The organism is Tritonibacter sp. SIMBA_163 (genome assembly GCF_046535935.1).
Lineage (GTDB): Bacteria > Pseudomonadota > Alphaproteobacteria > Rhodobacterales > Rhodobacteraceae > Epibacterium > Epibacterium scottomollicae.
In genome coordinates this window covers 1-14,505 of record NZ_JAWJBP010000010.1, presented here as the reverse complement: position 1 = coordinate 14,505, position 14,505 = coordinate 1, and the positions used below count along the sequence as shown (strand labels likewise).

The 14,505-nt window shown below is 60.6% G+C and carries 12 protein-coding genes and 1 tRNA gene; 4 read left to right on the top strand and 9 right to left on the bottom strand.

Features of this window, described 5'->3' with window-relative positions; genetic code table 11:
* Positions 1 to 40: 40 nt before the first annotated feature.
* The 7 genes from R0J92_RS14570 to R0J92_RS14540 all read right to left on the bottom strand — a co-directional run bounded on the left by R0J92_RS14570 (position 41) and on the right by R0J92_RS14540 (position 7,409).
* Positions 41 to 1,423, bottom strand: a complete 1,383-nt coding sequence (locus tag R0J92_RS14570) for an aldehyde dehydrogenase family protein (protein ID WP_411052165.1) — start codon at positions 1,421 to 1,423, stop codon at positions 41 to 43.
* Between the two features lie 102 nt (positions 1,424 to 1,525).
* Complete coding sequence (locus tag R0J92_RS14565; RefSeq protein WP_411052164.1) at positions 1,526 to 2,878, bottom strand: glutamine synthetase family protein; 1,353 nt, start codon at positions 2,876 to 2,878, stop codon at positions 1,526 to 1,528.
* A gap of 75 nt (positions 2,879 to 2,953) precedes the next feature.
* A complete protein-coding gene (locus R0J92_RS14560; protein ID WP_317384972.1) occupies positions 2,954 to 3,988 on the bottom strand; it encodes a TRAP transporter substrate-binding protein in 1,035 nt (344 codons plus the stop codon).
* A 29-nt stretch (positions 3,989 to 4,017) separates the two neighbouring features.
* Positions 4,018 to 4,755 carry a DUF4336 domain-containing protein gene (locus R0J92_RS14555; RefSeq protein WP_411052163.1) on the bottom strand — a complete coding sequence of 246 codons (738 nt, stop codon included), beginning with the start codon at positions 4,753 to 4,755 and terminating at the stop codon, positions 4,018 to 4,020.
* Positions 4,745 to 6,064: a TRAP transporter large permease subunit gene (locus R0J92_RS14550; RefSeq protein WP_106164398.1), complete on the bottom strand. Its 1,320-nt coding sequence runs from the start codon at positions 6,062 to 6,064 to the stop codon at positions 4,745 to 4,747. The genes R0J92_RS14555 and R0J92_RS14550 overlap by 11 nt, the downstream gene beginning before the upstream one ends.
* Positions 6,061 to 6,648: a TRAP transporter small permease subunit gene (locus R0J92_RS14545; protein WP_106164399.1), complete on the bottom strand. Its 588-nt coding sequence runs from the start codon at positions 6,646 to 6,648 to the stop codon at positions 6,061 to 6,063. Before R0J92_RS14545 ends, R0J92_RS14550 begins: the two co-directional genes overlap by 4 nt.
* Positions 6,645 to 7,409 (bottom strand): N-formylglutamate amidohydrolase, encoded by a 765-nt coding sequence (locus R0J92_RS14540; RefSeq protein ID WP_411052162.1) that lies wholly within the window; start codon positions 7,407 to 7,409, stop codon positions 6,645 to 6,647. Before R0J92_RS14540 ends, R0J92_RS14545 begins: the two co-directional genes overlap by 4 nt.
* Positions 7,410 to 7,522: 113 nt before the next feature.
* Between R0J92_RS14540 and R0J92_RS14535 the strand changes: the two genes are divergently transcribed.
* Genes R0J92_RS14535 through R0J92_RS14525 form a run of 3 tightly spaced genes read left to right on the top strand, consistent with a single transcriptional unit; the run spans position 7,523 to position 10,711 of the window.
* Entirely contained in the window at positions 7,523 to 8,380 is an 858-nt protein-coding gene (locus R0J92_RS14535; RefSeq protein ID WP_106164401.1) for a MurR/RpiR family transcriptional regulator, read from the top strand.
* Between the two features lie 58 nt (positions 8,381 to 8,438).
* Positions 8,439 to 9,599 carry an AMP-binding protein gene (locus tag R0J92_RS14530; RefSeq protein ID WP_411052161.1) on the top strand — a complete coding sequence of 387 codons (1,161 nt, stop codon included), beginning with the start codon at positions 8,439 to 8,441 and terminating at the stop codon, positions 9,597 to 9,599.
* A complete protein-coding gene (locus tag R0J92_RS14525; RefSeq protein ID WP_411052160.1) occupies positions 9,599 to 10,711 on the top strand; it encodes an acetyl-CoA C-acyltransferase in 1,113 nt (370 codons plus the stop codon). The genes R0J92_RS14530 and R0J92_RS14525 overlap by 1 nt, the downstream gene beginning before the upstream one ends.
* A 52-nt stretch (positions 10,712 to 10,763) precedes the next feature.
* On the opposite strand, the gene katG is transcribed toward R0J92_RS14525, so the two are convergent.
* Positions 10,764 to 12,977, bottom strand: a complete 2,214-nt coding sequence (gene katG, locus R0J92_RS14520) for a catalase/peroxidase HPI (protein ID WP_411052159.1) — start codon at positions 12,975 to 12,977, stop codon at positions 10,764 to 10,766.
* Positions 12,978 to 13,147: 170 nt separating this feature from the next.
* Between katG and R0J92_RS14515 the strand changes: the two genes are divergently transcribed.
* The gene (locus tag R0J92_RS14515) at positions 13,148 to 14,071 is read left to right on the top strand and encodes a LysR substrate-binding domain-containing protein (RefSeq protein ID WP_411052158.1); all 924 of its coding nucleotides are present in this window, start codon (positions 13,148 to 13,150) and stop codon (positions 14,069 to 14,071) included.
* Positions 14,072 to 14,173: 102 nt separating this feature from the next.
* On the opposite strand, the gene R0J92_RS14510 is transcribed toward R0J92_RS14515, so the two are convergent.
* Positions 14,174 to 14,260, bottom strand: a tRNA-Leu gene (locus R0J92_RS14510).
* Between the last annotated feature and the right edge of the window lie 245 nt (positions 14,261 to 14,505).

Genomic DNA, 14,505 nt, shown 5'->3' with positions numbered 1-14,505 from the left:
GGCAAGCTCCCCCGAGATATTTTCAAAAAGATGAAGGGCCTCAGCCCGTGACTTTTTTCAGGTGGTAGGACTTGGGTCGGGTCAGGTTGTGATAGCCGATCATCGACAGGCCACCGCCGCGACCGGTGTTCTTGCAACCGGTCCAGCACAGCGCGGGGTCGAGGTAGTCGGCGCGGTTCATGAACACGGTGCCGGTTTCGATCTGATCGCCCACGGCTTGCGCGCGCTCCAGATCCTTGGTCCAGATGGAGGCGGTGAGACCAAATTCGCTGTCGTTCATCAGCTTGATCGCTTCCTCGTCGGACGAGACCTTCATGATGCCAACCACCGGGCCAAAGCTCTCATCGCGCATCACCCGCATCTCATGGGTGACATTGGTCAGGATCTGCGGTGTCAGAAAGGCGCCGCCATCGTCTGCCTCCATGGTGGCGATATGGGCCACGGCGCCTTGTTCGACGGCCTCCGCGATCTGGTCGCGCACCTCTTGAGCAAAGCGCACATTGGCCATCGGGCCGATGGTGGTCTCCGCCTCAAGCGGATTGCCGAGCTTGTAGCCATTGACCACCGCCAGCGCCTTTTCAAGGAAGCTGTCGTAAAGGCTTTCATGCACATAGATGCGTTCGATGCCGCAGCAGCACTGGCCGGAGTTGAACATGGCCCCGTCGATCAGCGTGTCGACCGCCGCATCCACATCGGCGTCCTCCATGACGTAGCCGGGATCCTTGCCACCAAGCTCCGTGCCAACACCGGTGAAGGTGCCCGCCGCTGCGCGTTCCATCGCCTGTCCGCCACCAACGGAGCCGGTGAAGTTCACGAAATCAAACGCCTTTTCGGCAATCAGCGCCGATGTGGTGTCATGATCGAGGAACACATTCTTGAACACATCTTCGGGCACGCCCGCTGCATGGAAGGCCTTTGCCATCCGTTCCCCGACCAGCAAAGTCTGGGTTGCATGTTTCAGCACCACACTATTGCCCGCAATGAGCGCCGGAGCGACCGTGTTGATGGCGGTCATATATGGGTAGTTCCAGGGCGCGACCACAAAAACCACGCCGTGGGGAATGCGCTTGATGTAGCGTTTGAACGTCGCGTCTTCGCCGACCTCGATATCCGCCAGCGACTCAGCCGCGATCTGCGCCATATGTGATGCGCGTTCGTTAAACCCGCCAAACTCGCCGCCAAAGCGCACGGGACGGCCCATCATATGGGCCAGCTCCGGCACGATCTCGTCGTTCATCTCGCCAATGGCCGCCACACCCGCCATCACGAGGTCAATGCGCTCCTGAAGCGGGCGCGCCGCCCAGGCCTTCTGTGCCGTCCGCACAGCGACCACCTCGGCGCGGGCGGCGTCCAGATCCAGCGTCTCGCGGCTGGCGTAGACCGATCCGTCGATCGGCGAAATACAGTTCAGTGTCTTGCCCATTGGCCAACTCCTCCGGGGGCGCAGGATACGGCCCCGATTATCTTCAGCTTTTTCCAAATACCTCGGGGGTGCGGGGGCTGGCCCCCGCCTGTCCGCGCGATATCAGGCTTTCTCAAACCCGCGCGCAACTTCGTAGTCGGTCACCACGCGGTTGAACTCTTCAATCTCCCATTCAGCCGCGCGGGCATAATGAGTGATCACCTCTTCGCCAAAGGCCTCACGCAGCATATCAGACGCCAAAAGCGCCTCACGTGCGGCCAGCAAGGTGTTCGGTATGTGCTGCTGCGGCTTGCCCGCATAGGCGTCGCCAGCGAAGGCGTCCTGCAACTCGAGCTTCTCCTCGATCCCTTTGAGGCCCGCCGCCAGCATAGCAGCTTGTGCCAGATAGGGGTTCATATCAGATCCCGGCACTCGGCATTCCACCCGCACCGCCTTGCTTCCTTCACCGCACAGGCGGAAGGCGGCAGTCCGGTTATCAACCGACCAGACCAGCTGTGTCGGTGCAAAGGTGCCCTTGGCGAAACGCTTGTAGCTGTTGATGTAGGGCGCCATGAAATAGGTGAAGTCAGCCGCGTATTTCAACAGCCCCGCCATATAGTGGTCCATCAGCTTCGACTTGCCGAGCGGCGCGCTCTCATCAAAGAAGGCGTTCGCGCCCTCTTTCCACAGCGACTGATGCACATGCGCGGCAGACCCGACACGATCCTGGTGCCATTTGGGCAGGAAGGTCGCGGCATAACCCTGCTGATGCGCGATTTCCTTGATGCCGTGCTTGGCCAGCGTGTGGTGATCGGCGGTCGCCAAAGCCTCGTCATATTTGACGTTCAGCTCTTCCTGACCGGCTTCTGCCTCGCCCTTCGATCCTTCGATCGGAATACCCATGGCGCGCAAATGGTTGCGGATCGGGCGCATCACAGGTTCCTCCTTCGAGGTTTGCATGATGCTGTAATCTTCGTTGTAGGTGGAGATTGGCTCAAGTTTCTGGAACCCACCGGCAGCGATTTCGTCATGGGTGCCTTTGAAGAGGAAAAACTCCAGCTCGGTCGCCATGACCGGCGACAGTCCAAGCTCCGCACAACGCGCGATCTGTGCCTTCAGCATTTCCCGCGGGGAATGCGCCACCGGCGCGTGGGTGTGGTGGTCGATCACATCACAGAGCACCATGGCAGTCCCGTCGAGCCATGGCACCGGCCGCAGCGTCGAGAGGTCCGGCTTCATGATGTAGTCGCCGTAGCCCCGCTCCCAGCTGGTTGAGGCATACCCATCGGGCGTTGCCATGGCGAGGTCGGTGGCCAGCAGATAGTTGCAGCAGTGGGTTTCGCCTTCGGCCATCTCAAGAAAGGCCTCGGCGTGGAAGCGTTTGCCCATCAGGCGGCCCTGCATATCCACAATGCAGACCAAAACCGTATCCACCTGTCCGGCGGCGATCTGTTCCTTGAGATCCTCGAAAGTCATCTGGCGTTCCCTGTTATTCTGACAGGGGGCAGGACAAAGCCCTGCCCCCGACATATGTTGGTTTTCTTACGGAGATCAGCCGTAGCGATACGGACGGCCGGCCTTGGCCATGTCGGCGTTGTACTTCTTGAAGATCTCGACAACGCGCGCCTTGGTCTCGGACTCGGCTGCGATCTCGTCCCAGAACTTCACAGCAGCGTCTTCGACCTGCTGCCATTCGGCATCGGGGATCGACGTCAGTTTCAGCTTGTCACCGTTGACCCGCAAGGACGCCTCGCCACCCCAATACCACCACTGGCGATAGTAGTGCGACTGATCCGTGCAGACGCGGAACAGCGCCTGCAGATCTTCCGGAAGCTCATTCCAGCGATCCATATTGGCAAAGAACGACCCGGCCCAAGCACCCGAGATATTGTTGGTCAGGAAGTGGTTGGTCACATCGGCCCAACCCACGGTGTAGTCTTCGGTAATGCCGGACCATGCGACGCCATCCAGCTCGCCGGTCTGCATCGCGACTTCGATGTCCTCCCATGGCAGGGTCACCGGCACCACGCCAAACTGGCTCAGGAAACGGCCCGCAGTCGGGAAGGTGAAGACGCGCTTGCCCTTCAGGTCCTCAAGCGAGTTGATCGGATCTTTGGTGGCAAAATGGCAGGGATCCCAGGCCCCGGCAGAGATGTGCTTCACGCCGACCTTGGAGTACTCCTCGTCCCAGATCTCGTTCAGGCCGTACTGGTTGAACAACACCGGCACGTCGAGCGAATAGCGGGACGCGAAGGGGAAATAGCCACCAAAGACGGTGACTTCGGTCGGCGAGGCCATGGAGTCATCATCGGACTGCACCGCATCGATCGTGCCTTTTTGCATTGCGCGGAACAGCTCGCCGGTGGGCACCAGCTGATCGGCGTAGAACAGCTCGATCTGCATGCGGTCGCCTGCGATCTTGTTGAACATCTCGATCGCCGGATCGATCACATGAGCTGCCAGCGCAGGACCTGCATAGGTCTGCATCCGCCAAGTGATCTTGTTCTGCGCGATGGCCGGGGTGGCCAGCGGAGCCGCCGCGGCGCCCAGCGCTGTGGTCTTTAGAAAATTACGACGTGTTGTCATGTCTTTCAGTCTCCTCTGTCGGACTAAGTTCAATGGCTGTGCCCGCAGGGCCTCAGCCGTCTGAATCCTTCCCGGAGCCGTTGCGGTGCATTCTCGCGAAGGATGTCGCCATGCGCGAGCACGACGATATTGGGCTGCCAATCCAGCATCCGGGTCAGCGCATCGCGCAACTTGTCCCGATTGCCGGAGAAGGACATCCAGATGTCCAACGGCATTTTTCCATTGGGGGCGAGGATACCCGCCACCCAAGCAAAGGGTCGGATCCACAGGGGCAGATCCTTGCCATGCATGTTCTCGATCAGGTCGGTGAGCACCAGCGTGTGGCTCTTTTGGTGAAAGAACACGACCTCTGTGTGCACCTTGCTCCCGCGAACGATAAGTTGATCAATCTCACCCGACCAGTCTGTCGCAGGGCCGTCCTCGAGATCTCGATCAAAGGTGATCTCGACCTTGTGGCTCTGTGCCCGCTCCCGCACGCCGGGTGACGCCCATGCGATGGTATCAGCACAATTGCGCTGCCAATCCGCGATGTAGGCGTAGTGAATCCAGTTGGGCGACACGAGGTGACGGATGGTGCCCAGCCTCTTCAGTTCTTCCGCCAATGCCTCTGTGTAGGCGATGGGCGAATGCAGGAAGAGGTCGCCGTTCGCCAGCCGGATGACCGTCATCCGGGTCGGGAAAGGGATCCGGTAGAAGTCGATGGTCGGACCATCCACAATCCAGATATCCTCACCCAGAGGCGTCAGGAGAGGCCCGTCATTTCCCATAGACGGTCTCCGGCAGCCACAGCGCAATTTGCGGGAACGCCATGATGATCGCCAGCGCCAGAACCATGATCCCAACAAACGGCACGATCGAACGATAGATATCCGTCAGCGAGATTTCCGGCGGGGCCATCGCGCGCATCAGGAACAGGTTGTAGCCAAACGGCGGCGTCATATAGGCGATTTGCGTGGTGATCGTGTAGAGCACACCATACCAGACCAGATCAAAGCCAAGTGCGGCCACCAGCGGCACATAGAGCGGCGCCACGATCACCAGCATGGCGGTATCATCAAGGAAGGTGCCCATGATGATGAAGCTGAGCTGCATCAGGATCAGGATCATCCAAGGGTTGAGACCCAGCTGCTCGGTGAACAGGCTGTCGATCGCCTTGACCGCGCCGAGACCGTCAAACACCGCGCCAAAGCCAAGGGCCGCGAGAATGATCCACATGAACATGCAGGAAATCGCCAGCGTGCTCTTGGTGCAGGATTCGAAGATCTTCCAGGTCATGCGGCGCTTTGCGACCGATGCCGCCAATGCGGTGAGCGCGCCAATGGCTGAGCTTTCCACCAGCGAGGTCCAGCCGTTGACGAACGGCACCATCATCGCGGCAAAGATCATCAGCGGCAGCGCCCCGGCCCAGAGCAGGCGCAGCTTCTCGGCCCGCGGGACCTCATGCGCATCTTCCATGGCCGGGCCCAACTCCGGGTTCGCCTTGCAGCGCAGCCAGATGTAGAGGATGAACAGGCCCGCCATCATCAGCCCCGGCACGACCCCGGCAAGCCAGAGCTGCCCGACCGGCTGACGCGCAATCATCGCATAGAGCACCAGAACCACCGAGGGCGGCACTAGGATGCCTAAGGAGGACCCCGCCTGAATGACGCCGGTCACCATGGTTTTGTCATAGCCGCGCCGCAGAAGTTCCGGCAGCGCGATGGTGGCACCGATGGCCATACCCGCCACCGACAGGCCGTTCATGGCCGAAACCAGCACCATCAGGCCGATGGTACCAATTGCAAGCCCGCCATTGATCGGCCCCATCCAGACATGGAACATCTTGTAGAGGTCGTCCGCCAGACGGCTTTCGCTCAGCACGTAGCCCATGAAAATGAACATCGGCAGGGTCAGCAAAGGATACCATTTCATCAGCTTCATCGCAGCTGAGAAGGGGATATCATAGCCGCCCACGCCCCACAGCAGCAGCGCCGCTACGGCACCCACCGCACCAATGGCACCAAAGACGCGCTGCCCGGTAAAGAGCATCAGCATCATCGATGCAAACATGAAGATGGCGATATATTCCTGGCTCATGAGGCGCGCTCGCTTGGGATGTCATGGCCCTTGAGGCGGGCGATATCTTTGAAGAGTTCCGAGATGGCTTGCAGCAGCATCAAGAAGAAGCCGAAGACCATGATCGATTTGATCGGCCAGATGAAAGGGCGCCACGCGGTGGAGGCACGCTCCATATGGCCAATTTCTTCGGCGCCGGTGATCAAGCCCCAAAAGAAGGCAAAGGGATTGTCGCCCCAATAGCCCAATGAATACGCCGTGGATCCAAGTCCGCCGTAGAACAGAATGGCCAGATAGGTGATCAGCGCCAGCACGGTGAAGGCATCGAACCACGCTTTCCGTCTTGTCGACCAATTGTGATAGAACAGATCCATGCGCACATTCGAGCCCAACTGGATCGAGTAAGCGCCGCCGAGAATATAATAGGTGACCATGGCAAATTGTGCCATTTCCAGGGTCCAGAGCGAGGGCAGAAAGAAGGTCTTGGAGATCGAGGACCACAACAGGATCCCCATCATCGCAAACAACCCCCACATCATCACGCGGCCAATCCGATAATTTACCGCATCAACCACGCGCACATATCCAAGCATGGCGCCGATCATGCAAACGCCTCCTTCAGGGTGGAGCGGATCCAGGGCGCGAGCTGTTCAGCCCAATCCGCCTGCTGCTCCGCCGTGGCAATCAGATCGTTTCGTATTTCCAGCATGACGTTCAGGAGCCCGTTGTCGCAGCCATGCAAGTCCAGCGTATGTGCAACCCCGTCGGCGGCACTGTACGGTTCATTCAACCGAACATTCCACGGCAAGGTTTCGGGCTGCCTGACCATCATCGCCTCGGCAAAGCGATCATCGCGCCCATGCAGAAGACCCAACTCCACCGCCCGGCTCTCGCCTTTGTAGATCGGCGTGAAGCTATGCACCGTGACCATCAGGCGCAACGCGTCCTTGCCCCGGTGAATTTCATCGGCAAGCGCGGCGCAGAACGGTTCGTACACCGCCTGCACACGCTGCGCACGGGCGGCATCCGACAGATTTTGATTGCCCGGCACGTCAAAAATCTCTGACGCTGCGGGAATTGCGGTCGGTGACTCCGGCGGTCGGTTGAGGTCATAAACCAGACGCGAGATGCGCCCCTCGACAAGCGGGCCCTGCAACAGTTCTGCCAGCTTGCGGGCCACGCCCAGCGCACCTGGATCCCAGGCAATGTGACTATTGCGTGCAGAGACTTCGAGGCCAAGATCCGCCAAACCCGGAGGGATCCAGTTGGCGGCGTGCTCACACACCACAATCACCTCAGCCCCAGCAGCAGATGAGGTCGTTGAGAAGGAGGGACCGAAGTCAAAGGCAGAGGAATCCGTATTCATATGTAGCATGCTCTTCAGCCGACACCCTTCTGTCAATATGGTTTCTGTAAAAATTCTTTCATCATCATCCGTTCTGTAATAAAATGCGAAAAACCTGAGCAGGAGAGCCGTGGATGCCGACGATCGCCGAGAAACTGAAAGCCCGCGAACCTGAATTGACACGGGCGGAACGGCAACTGGCGGCAGCGATCTTGGACAACTATCCCATTCCGGGCCTCGGCAGCATCACAGAGCTGGCAGAGCTGGCCGAAGTCTCCACTCCTACAGTCGCTAGAATGGTGCAAAAGCTGGGTTTTTCCGGCTATCCCGAGTTCCAGCATGCCCTACGAGAAGAACTGCGAGAGATCATTTCCAACCCAGTGGAAAAGCGTGCCGAGCAGGCGCCTGCCCTGCCTGAATCACATATGCTGAACCGCTACGCGGTGGGGGTTTACGACAACATTCGCGCCACGCTGGAGAATGTGAACCTGGAAGAGTTCGACACGCTCTGCGCCCTCTTGGCGGACACGGATCACCGGGTCCATATTGCCGGTGGACGGCTCAGTGGCACCTTGGCGCAGTCCTTCTACCTGCATCTGCAGATGATCCGAAGAGATGTCTTCATGATCCCGCCGCGGGCCTCCTGGACCCATTCGGTGCTCGACCTTCTGCCCGGCGATACGCTGATCCTGTTCGATATCCGTCGCTATGAGAACGCCACCCTGCTTCTGGCCGAAATGGCGCATGAGCGTGGGGTCAAGGTCGTGCTGTTCACCGATCAGTGGCGCTCACCGATCCAGAAGGAGGCGACATACACCTTTGCCGCGCGTATCGCGGTGCCGTCGGCCTGGGATTCAGGCCTCGCGTTGCTGCTGCTGGTCGAAAGCATGATCGCCAAAATCCAGGAAGATCACTGGGAAACGGTGAAGGCGCGCACCGATGAGCTTGAGGCGGCCTTCGACCGTACCCGCCTGTTTCGCAAGTTCACCTGAGCCCTGTTCCCCGAAAGCCAGCTCGGCTATTCTGCGCGCCGACCCGGATCAGGCGGACATGGATATGCGCAAGGCTCACGACAGATTTCACCTCTCGCCCGAGACCCATGTCCTGACCCCGGATGTGGCAGGTCTGACGGTGCTGCTTGAGGTCCTGCGCGAGGGCCATTCCCTTCTTGCACGCCCCTCGGATGAGCCGGTTTCCCCCGTGTTAGAGCCGAAACAGTGGCTCTATTGCCAGAGTTCCGGCTCTACAGGCTATGCCAAGACAATCCGGCGTACGCCCGACAGCTGGATCCGCAGCTTCGAGATGGATCAGGAGATGCTCGGTCTGTCCTCGGCGGATGTATATGCCAGCCTCGGCACGCTGTCGCATTCGCTGACGCTGTTTGCAGCCGTCGCGGCCTGTCACATCGGCGCCGACCTGGCGATGCTGGGGAACATGGCTCCGAGGGGGCAGATTGCTGGGCTAGAGCGCCTTCACGCTTCAGTTCTTTACGCCACGCCAGCGCAGCTTCGGCTGTTGCTGCGGGCCGGTGAGGGGCGGGTGCTTCCCGGTATCCGGCTGATCTTCTCCTCCGGTGGCAAACTGGATCAGACGACGCGTGCGGCGCTTGGCGTCTTATTTCCGCAGGCCGAGGTGCAGGAGATCTTTGGTGCCACAGAGACCAGTTATATCACGCTGGCCGGGCCTGACGCCCCTGAAGGATCCGTCGGGACGGCCTATCCGGGTGTTGAGCTGCGCCTGACGGAGATGGATGCGGCAGGCGTGGGCGAGATCTGGATGCGCAGCCCGTTCCTGTTTGATGGCTACGCCGAAGGACACAGTGCCGAGACCCGCTGGGACGGCGATTGGCTCACCATTGGCGAGATGGGCTGGATCGACGCTGCCGGGAACCTTTACCCAAAGGGGCGGCGCAACCGCATGGTGACGGTGGCGGACAAGAACGTGTTCCCCGAAGAAATCGAAGGCGTGCTGATGCGGGTCGAAGAGGTGGAGCTTGCGGTGGCGCTGGCCTTGCCGGACGCCCTGCGCGGCCACCGGATTGTTGCTGTCATCCAGGGCACTGCCGAGGCCAATAAACTGCGAAACCTTTGCCGACAGGAGATTGGCGATCACGCGGCGCCTAAGGAGATCCGCCAACTTGACACCCTCCCCATGCTGCCCGCCGGCAAGCCCGATTTGCGCGCGCTCGCGCGCCTGTGGGACGAAGTTTGATGCCGAGGATCATCGCGGCCCGCCGCACTGCTGTCGTTCCACGCGGCGGCAAATTCGCCTTGTTAGAGCCACATAACCTGGCCAGACCGGTGATCGAGGCCTGTCTTGCGGATGCCGCGCTTGACGCCAGTGATGTCGGCGAACTGATCCTGTCCAACGCGCTGGGTAGCGGTGGCAACCCGGCGCGGATCGCGGCGCTGGCCGCTGGCCTGCCGGAACGGGTGGCAGGCCTCAGCATCGACCGTCAATGCGCGGGCGGGCTGGATGCCATCCTGCTGGCACATGCGCTGATCGATGCCGGGGTGCATGAGGTGGTGGTCGCTGGCGGAGCGGAGAGCTACTCCCGCCGACCATTGCGGTCCCGTACCTTTGCCGATGGTCGCCCTCCTGTTCCTTACGATCAGGCGCGGTTCACGCCCTGGGCCGAGCGCGATCCCGACATGGCCAAAGCGGCGGACATACTGGCCCGGACGCTCAATATAACGCAGGGCACTCAGGACGTATGGGCGCAGCGCAGTCATGCCCGCGCCCGCACGCATGCGGACAAAAGACAGGCCGAAATTGTGCCCGTTGAAGGCGTCACTGAGGATGCATTTACCCGCGATCTGACGGATCGGCATTGCCAGCGGGCGAAGACGGTCACCGGCAGCATCACCGCCGCAAACATGGCCGTGGCTGCGGATGCCGCCGCCTTTGTGGTGGTCGTCAGCGATCGTGTAGCGACGCGTTTGCAGAAAGGCGGCATGACACTGGCGCAAGGCGTGACACTTGGCGCCACGCCCGATCAGCCCGGCCTCGCGCCCGTCCCCGCCATTCACGAGGTGCTGCGCCGTCAGGGCCTGCAGCCCAATGATCTGCAGCGGGCAGAGATCATGGAGGCCTTTGCCGTTCAGGCGCTGGCTTGTGTCACAAACGCCCAGTTAGAGCCTGATATTGTCAATCCCGCCGGCGGTGCGCTGGCGCAGGGACACCCTGTTGGTGCCTCCGGCGCGATCCTCGCGGTGAAGCTGTTCCACGCCCTGCTTATGGGGGACGGGCCGGCCTTGGCCGCGATCGCCGCAGCCGGAGGACTCGGCACCGCCGCACTGTTTGAGGCCGTCGACCCAGACTAAAAAAGGCGCCGCAGGACGCGACGCCTTTCTCGATATTTTAGGCCTCAGCGGCTCAGCTGAGGTCGAAGCGGTCCAGCTCCATGACCTTGACCCAGGCCGCCACGAAGTCATTGACGAACTTGTCGGCATTGTCGTCCTGGGCATAAACCTCGGACAGGGCACGCAGTTGCGAGTTGGAGCCGAAGATCAGATCGGCGCGGGTGCCGGTCCATTTGACCTCGCCGGTTGCTCGGTCGCTGCCCTCGAAGATCTCGCCCGAGTCGTCCGTGGCGGTCCATTTGGTGCCCAGATCCAGCACATTGACGAAGAAGTCATTCGTCAGCTGGCCCTTGCGGGTGGTGAGCACGCCATGGGCACTGTCGCCATAGGTGGCTCCGATTGCCCGCAGACCGCCGATCAGCACCGTCATTTCCGGTGCGGAGAGCGTCAGCAGCTGCGCCTTGTCGATCAGCATCTCCTCGGTGGAGACGGTGAACTTGGTCTTGGCGTAGTTGCGGAAGCCGTCGATCTGCGGCTCCATCACGTCAAAGCTCTCGATCTCGGTCTGCTCCTGAGACGCGTCAGTGCGGCCCGGGGTGAAGGGCACAGTCACGTCGAACCCTGCGTCCTTGGCAGATTTCTCCACTGCGGCGGTGCCCGCCAGAACGATCAGATCGGCCAGCGAGACCTTCATGCCGCCAGACGCCGCAGCGTTGAAGCTGCTCTGGATGCCTTCCAGCACGCCCAGGACCTTTTCCAGCTTGGCAGGCTCGTTGGCCTCCCAGGATTGCATCGGCGCCAGACGGATGCGCGCGCCATTGGCGCCACCCCGCTTGTCGGAACCACGGAAGGTGGAGGCAGAGGCCCAGGCCACATAGACCAGATCCTGCACCGACAGGCCGGAGGCGAGGATGTCCGCCTTCAGGGACGCCACTTCGGCCTCACCGATCAGCGCATGATCGACCGCAGGCACCGGATCCTGCCAGATCAGATCTTCGTCCGGCACATCCGCGCCGAGGTAGCAGGCCTTCGGCCCCATGTCGCGGTGGGTCAGCTTGAACCATGCGCGTTTGAAGGCGTCGGCGAACTCTTCCGGATTCTCGTGGAACCGCTTGGAGATCGGGCCATAGATCGGGTCCATCTTCATCGCCATGTCGGCGGTGGTCATCATGATCGGAACCTTCTTGCCGGAGCCATCCACCTCGGGCGCATGGTCTTCGTCCTTCAGGTCCTTTGCATGCCAGATCCATGCGCCGGCAGGGGATTTGGTCAGCTCCCAATCGTAGCCGAAGAGCACGTCGAAATAGCCCATGTCCCATTGGATCGGGTTGGACGTCCAAGCGCCTTCGACGCCGGAGGTGATGGTGTCGACGCCCTTGCCGGACTTGTGCGACGACAGCCACCCCTGCCCCATCGCCTCGATGGGTGCGCCTTCGGGCTCTGGTCCGACGGCCTCGACCGGCCCGTTGCCATGCGCCTTGCCAAAGGTATGGCCCCCGGCGGTCAGCGCCACGGTTTCCTCGTCGTTCATCGCCATCCGGGCAAACGTCTCACGAATGTCGCGACCGGAGGCGATCGGATCCGGGTTGCCGTCCGGGCCTTCGGGGTTCACGTAGATCAGACCCATCTGCACGGCGGCCAGCGGATCTTCCAACTCGCGGTCACCCTGATAGCGGGCCAGCTCGTGGTCGGAGGTGGCAAGCCATTCGTCCTCAGCCCCCCAGTAGATGTCTTCTTCGGGTTCCCAGACGTCGGCGCGGCCGCCGCCAAAACCAAAGGGCTTCAGCCCCATGGATTCAATGGCGCAATTGCCCGCAAGGATCATCAGGTCGGCCCAGGACAGGGCGTTGCCGTATTTCTTCTTGATCGGCCACAGCAGCATGCGAGCCTTGTCGAGATTGCCATTGTCCGGCCAGGAGTTCAGCGGTGCGAAACGCTGTGTGCCAGTGGAGCCACCACCGCGACCGTCTGCGGTCCGGTAGGTCCCCGCCGAGTGCCAGGCCATGCGGATCATCAAGCCGCCGTAATGACCGTAGTCCGCCGGCCACCAGTCCTGACTGTCGGTCATCAGCGCGATCAAGTCTTTTTTCACCGCGTCGAGATCAAGGCTCTTGAAGGCCTCGGCATAGCTGAAATCTTCGCCCAGCGGGTTCTGGCGGGCCTGATGCTGATGCAGAATCGCCAGGTTCAGCTGGTTCGGCCACCAGTCGCGGTTGGAGCGACGCCCCTTGCTGGCGTTGGCTCCGGAAAACGGGCAACCGCCTGCGCTATTGTCTTGTCCGTCCATATCTTCCTCCAGAAAATGTCCGTGGTGGGGACTGTTTGAACTGTTGGGTCGGCCGGGACAGCAACACGCCCTGTCGGCGAATCCGCGACATCAACCCTCGGCCTCATTCGTAGCAAGCATTCAGAATTATTCTAAGTTGCATTTTTTCATGGCGTCGATAAGAAAATCCTATGATGAATATCACCCTCAAACAGCTCCGTTATTTTGAAGCCCTGACGCGCCACCGTCACTTTGGTCGCGCCGCAGAGACCTGTGCGATCTCGCAGCCCGCCTTATCCGTGCAGATAAAGGAGCTGGAAGAAACACTTGGCGTTGTTCTGTTTGAACGTAGTGCGCGGCAGGTTCGGCTGACAGGGTTCGGGCAGGATTTTGCCGAACGCGCCCGCGACGTCCTGCGTGCTGTGGATGAGCTGGGCGATCTGGCCCGGCTGGCCAAGGATCGAATGGTGGGACGTCTTCGAATCGGGGTGATCCCGACCGTTGCACCGTATCTGCTGCCCACCTTGATCCATCAGTTGAATACTAAGCACAGCGGATTGGACGTGCATATCCGCGAAACACTAACGCAGAGACTGATTGCCGAGTTGCTCGACGGGCGGCTAGATACGGCCATCGTGGCACTGCCGGTGTCCGAACCCGGCCTGGTCGAGACCCCTCTGTTTGAAGAGAAATTCGTATTGGTACGCAACGCTCAGGACGCCGAGGCTCCGGTGCCATCCCCCGAGGGCATGCGGGAGATGAAGCTTCTGCTGCTGGAAGAGGGGCATTGCTTTCGCGATCAGGCGGTCTCCTTCTGCCACCTCCGCCCAGCCCTTGCCCGCGACGGCCTCGACGGTAGCTCGCTGTCGACGCTGGTTCAGATGGTCGGGGCGGGCATCGGCGTGACGATCATTCCGGAAATGGCTGTATCGGTCGAAACCCGCTCCGCCCCGGTTGCATTGGCGCGTTTCCCGGGCGAGGAGCCGGGTCGCTCGCTCGGTATGGTCTGGCGCAAGACCAGCCCCCTGGCGCCGCAACTAAATGAGATCGCCGAGGTTGTGCGCAACTCCGCAGAGACTCTTCACGCGCAAAATCAGCACTTGCTGCCAATCTGACCGTGTCATTCATTCAAACGGCAATACAGCTGCCAGCATATATCACGCGACTGCATACCCACTGCTATGGGTGATAAATTATCATGTGCTTTTGAAGTATAATGGTGCCCAGAAGAGGACTCGAACCTCCACGTCCTTGCGGACACTAGCACCTGAAGCTAGCGCGTCTACCAATTCCGCCATCTGGGCACGGATATCGTGGTCAGCCGTATAGGAGGAAATCAAAGGGGCAGCAAGCGGAAAATGCTCTGGGCGCGGGCATATTTTCAGCCACCCTCAACACGGCTGAACCGCGCGCATTTGTCTTTCAACTCAATGAGTTGCTCTGACTAGTCTAGCTACATTTAAGGGGGTATAAATGGTGCCCAGAAGAGGACTCGAACCTCCACGTCCTTGCGGACACTAGCACCTGAAGCTAGCGCGTCTACCAATTC

Excerpts from the sequence above, each read along its gene's own strand:
- R0J92_RS14570 (WP_411052165.1), bottom strand. The coding sequence starts at position 1,423 with ATGGGCAAGACACTGAACTGTATTTCGCCGATCGACGGATCGGTCTAC.
- R0J92_RS14565 (WP_411052164.1), bottom strand. The coding sequence starts at position 2,878 with ATGACTTTCGAGGATCTCAAGGAACAGATCGCCGCCGGACAGGTGGAT.
- R0J92_RS14560 (WP_317384972.1), bottom strand. The coding sequence starts at position 3,988 with ATGACAACACGTCGTAATTTTCTAAAGACCACAGCGCTGGGCGCCGCG.
- R0J92_RS14555 (WP_411052163.1), bottom strand. The coding sequence starts at position 4,755 with ATGGGAAATGACGGGCCTCTCCTGACGCCTCTGGGTGAGGATATCTGG.
- R0J92_RS14550 (WP_106164398.1), bottom strand. The coding sequence starts at position 6,064 with ATGAGCCAGGAATATATCGCCATCTTCATGTTTGCATCGATGATGCTG.
- R0J92_RS14545 (WP_106164399.1), bottom strand. The coding sequence starts at position 6,648 with ATGATCGGCGCCATGCTTGGATATGTGCGCGTGGTTGATGCGGTAAAT.
- R0J92_RS14540 (WP_411052162.1), bottom strand. The coding sequence starts at position 7,409 with ATGAATACGGATTCCTCTGCCTTTGACTTCGGTCCCTCCTTCTCAACG.
- R0J92_RS14535 (WP_106164401.1), top strand. The coding sequence starts at position 7,523 with ATGCCGACGATCGCCGAGAAACTGAAAGCCCGCGAACCTGAATTGACA.
- R0J92_RS14530 (WP_411052161.1), top strand. The coding sequence starts at position 8,439 with ATGGATATGCGCAAGGCTCACGACAGATTTCACCTCTCGCCCGAGACC.
- R0J92_RS14525 (WP_411052160.1), top strand. The coding sequence starts at position 9,599 with ATGCCGAGGATCATCGCGGCCCGCCGCACTGCTGTCGTTCCACGCGGC.
- katG (WP_411052159.1), bottom strand. The coding sequence starts at position 12,977 with ATGGACGGACAAGACAATAGCGCAGGCGGTTGCCCGTTTTCCGGAGCC.
- R0J92_RS14515 (WP_411052158.1), top strand. The coding sequence starts at position 13,148 with ATGATGAATATCACCCTCAAACAGCTCCGTTATTTTGAAGCCCTGACG.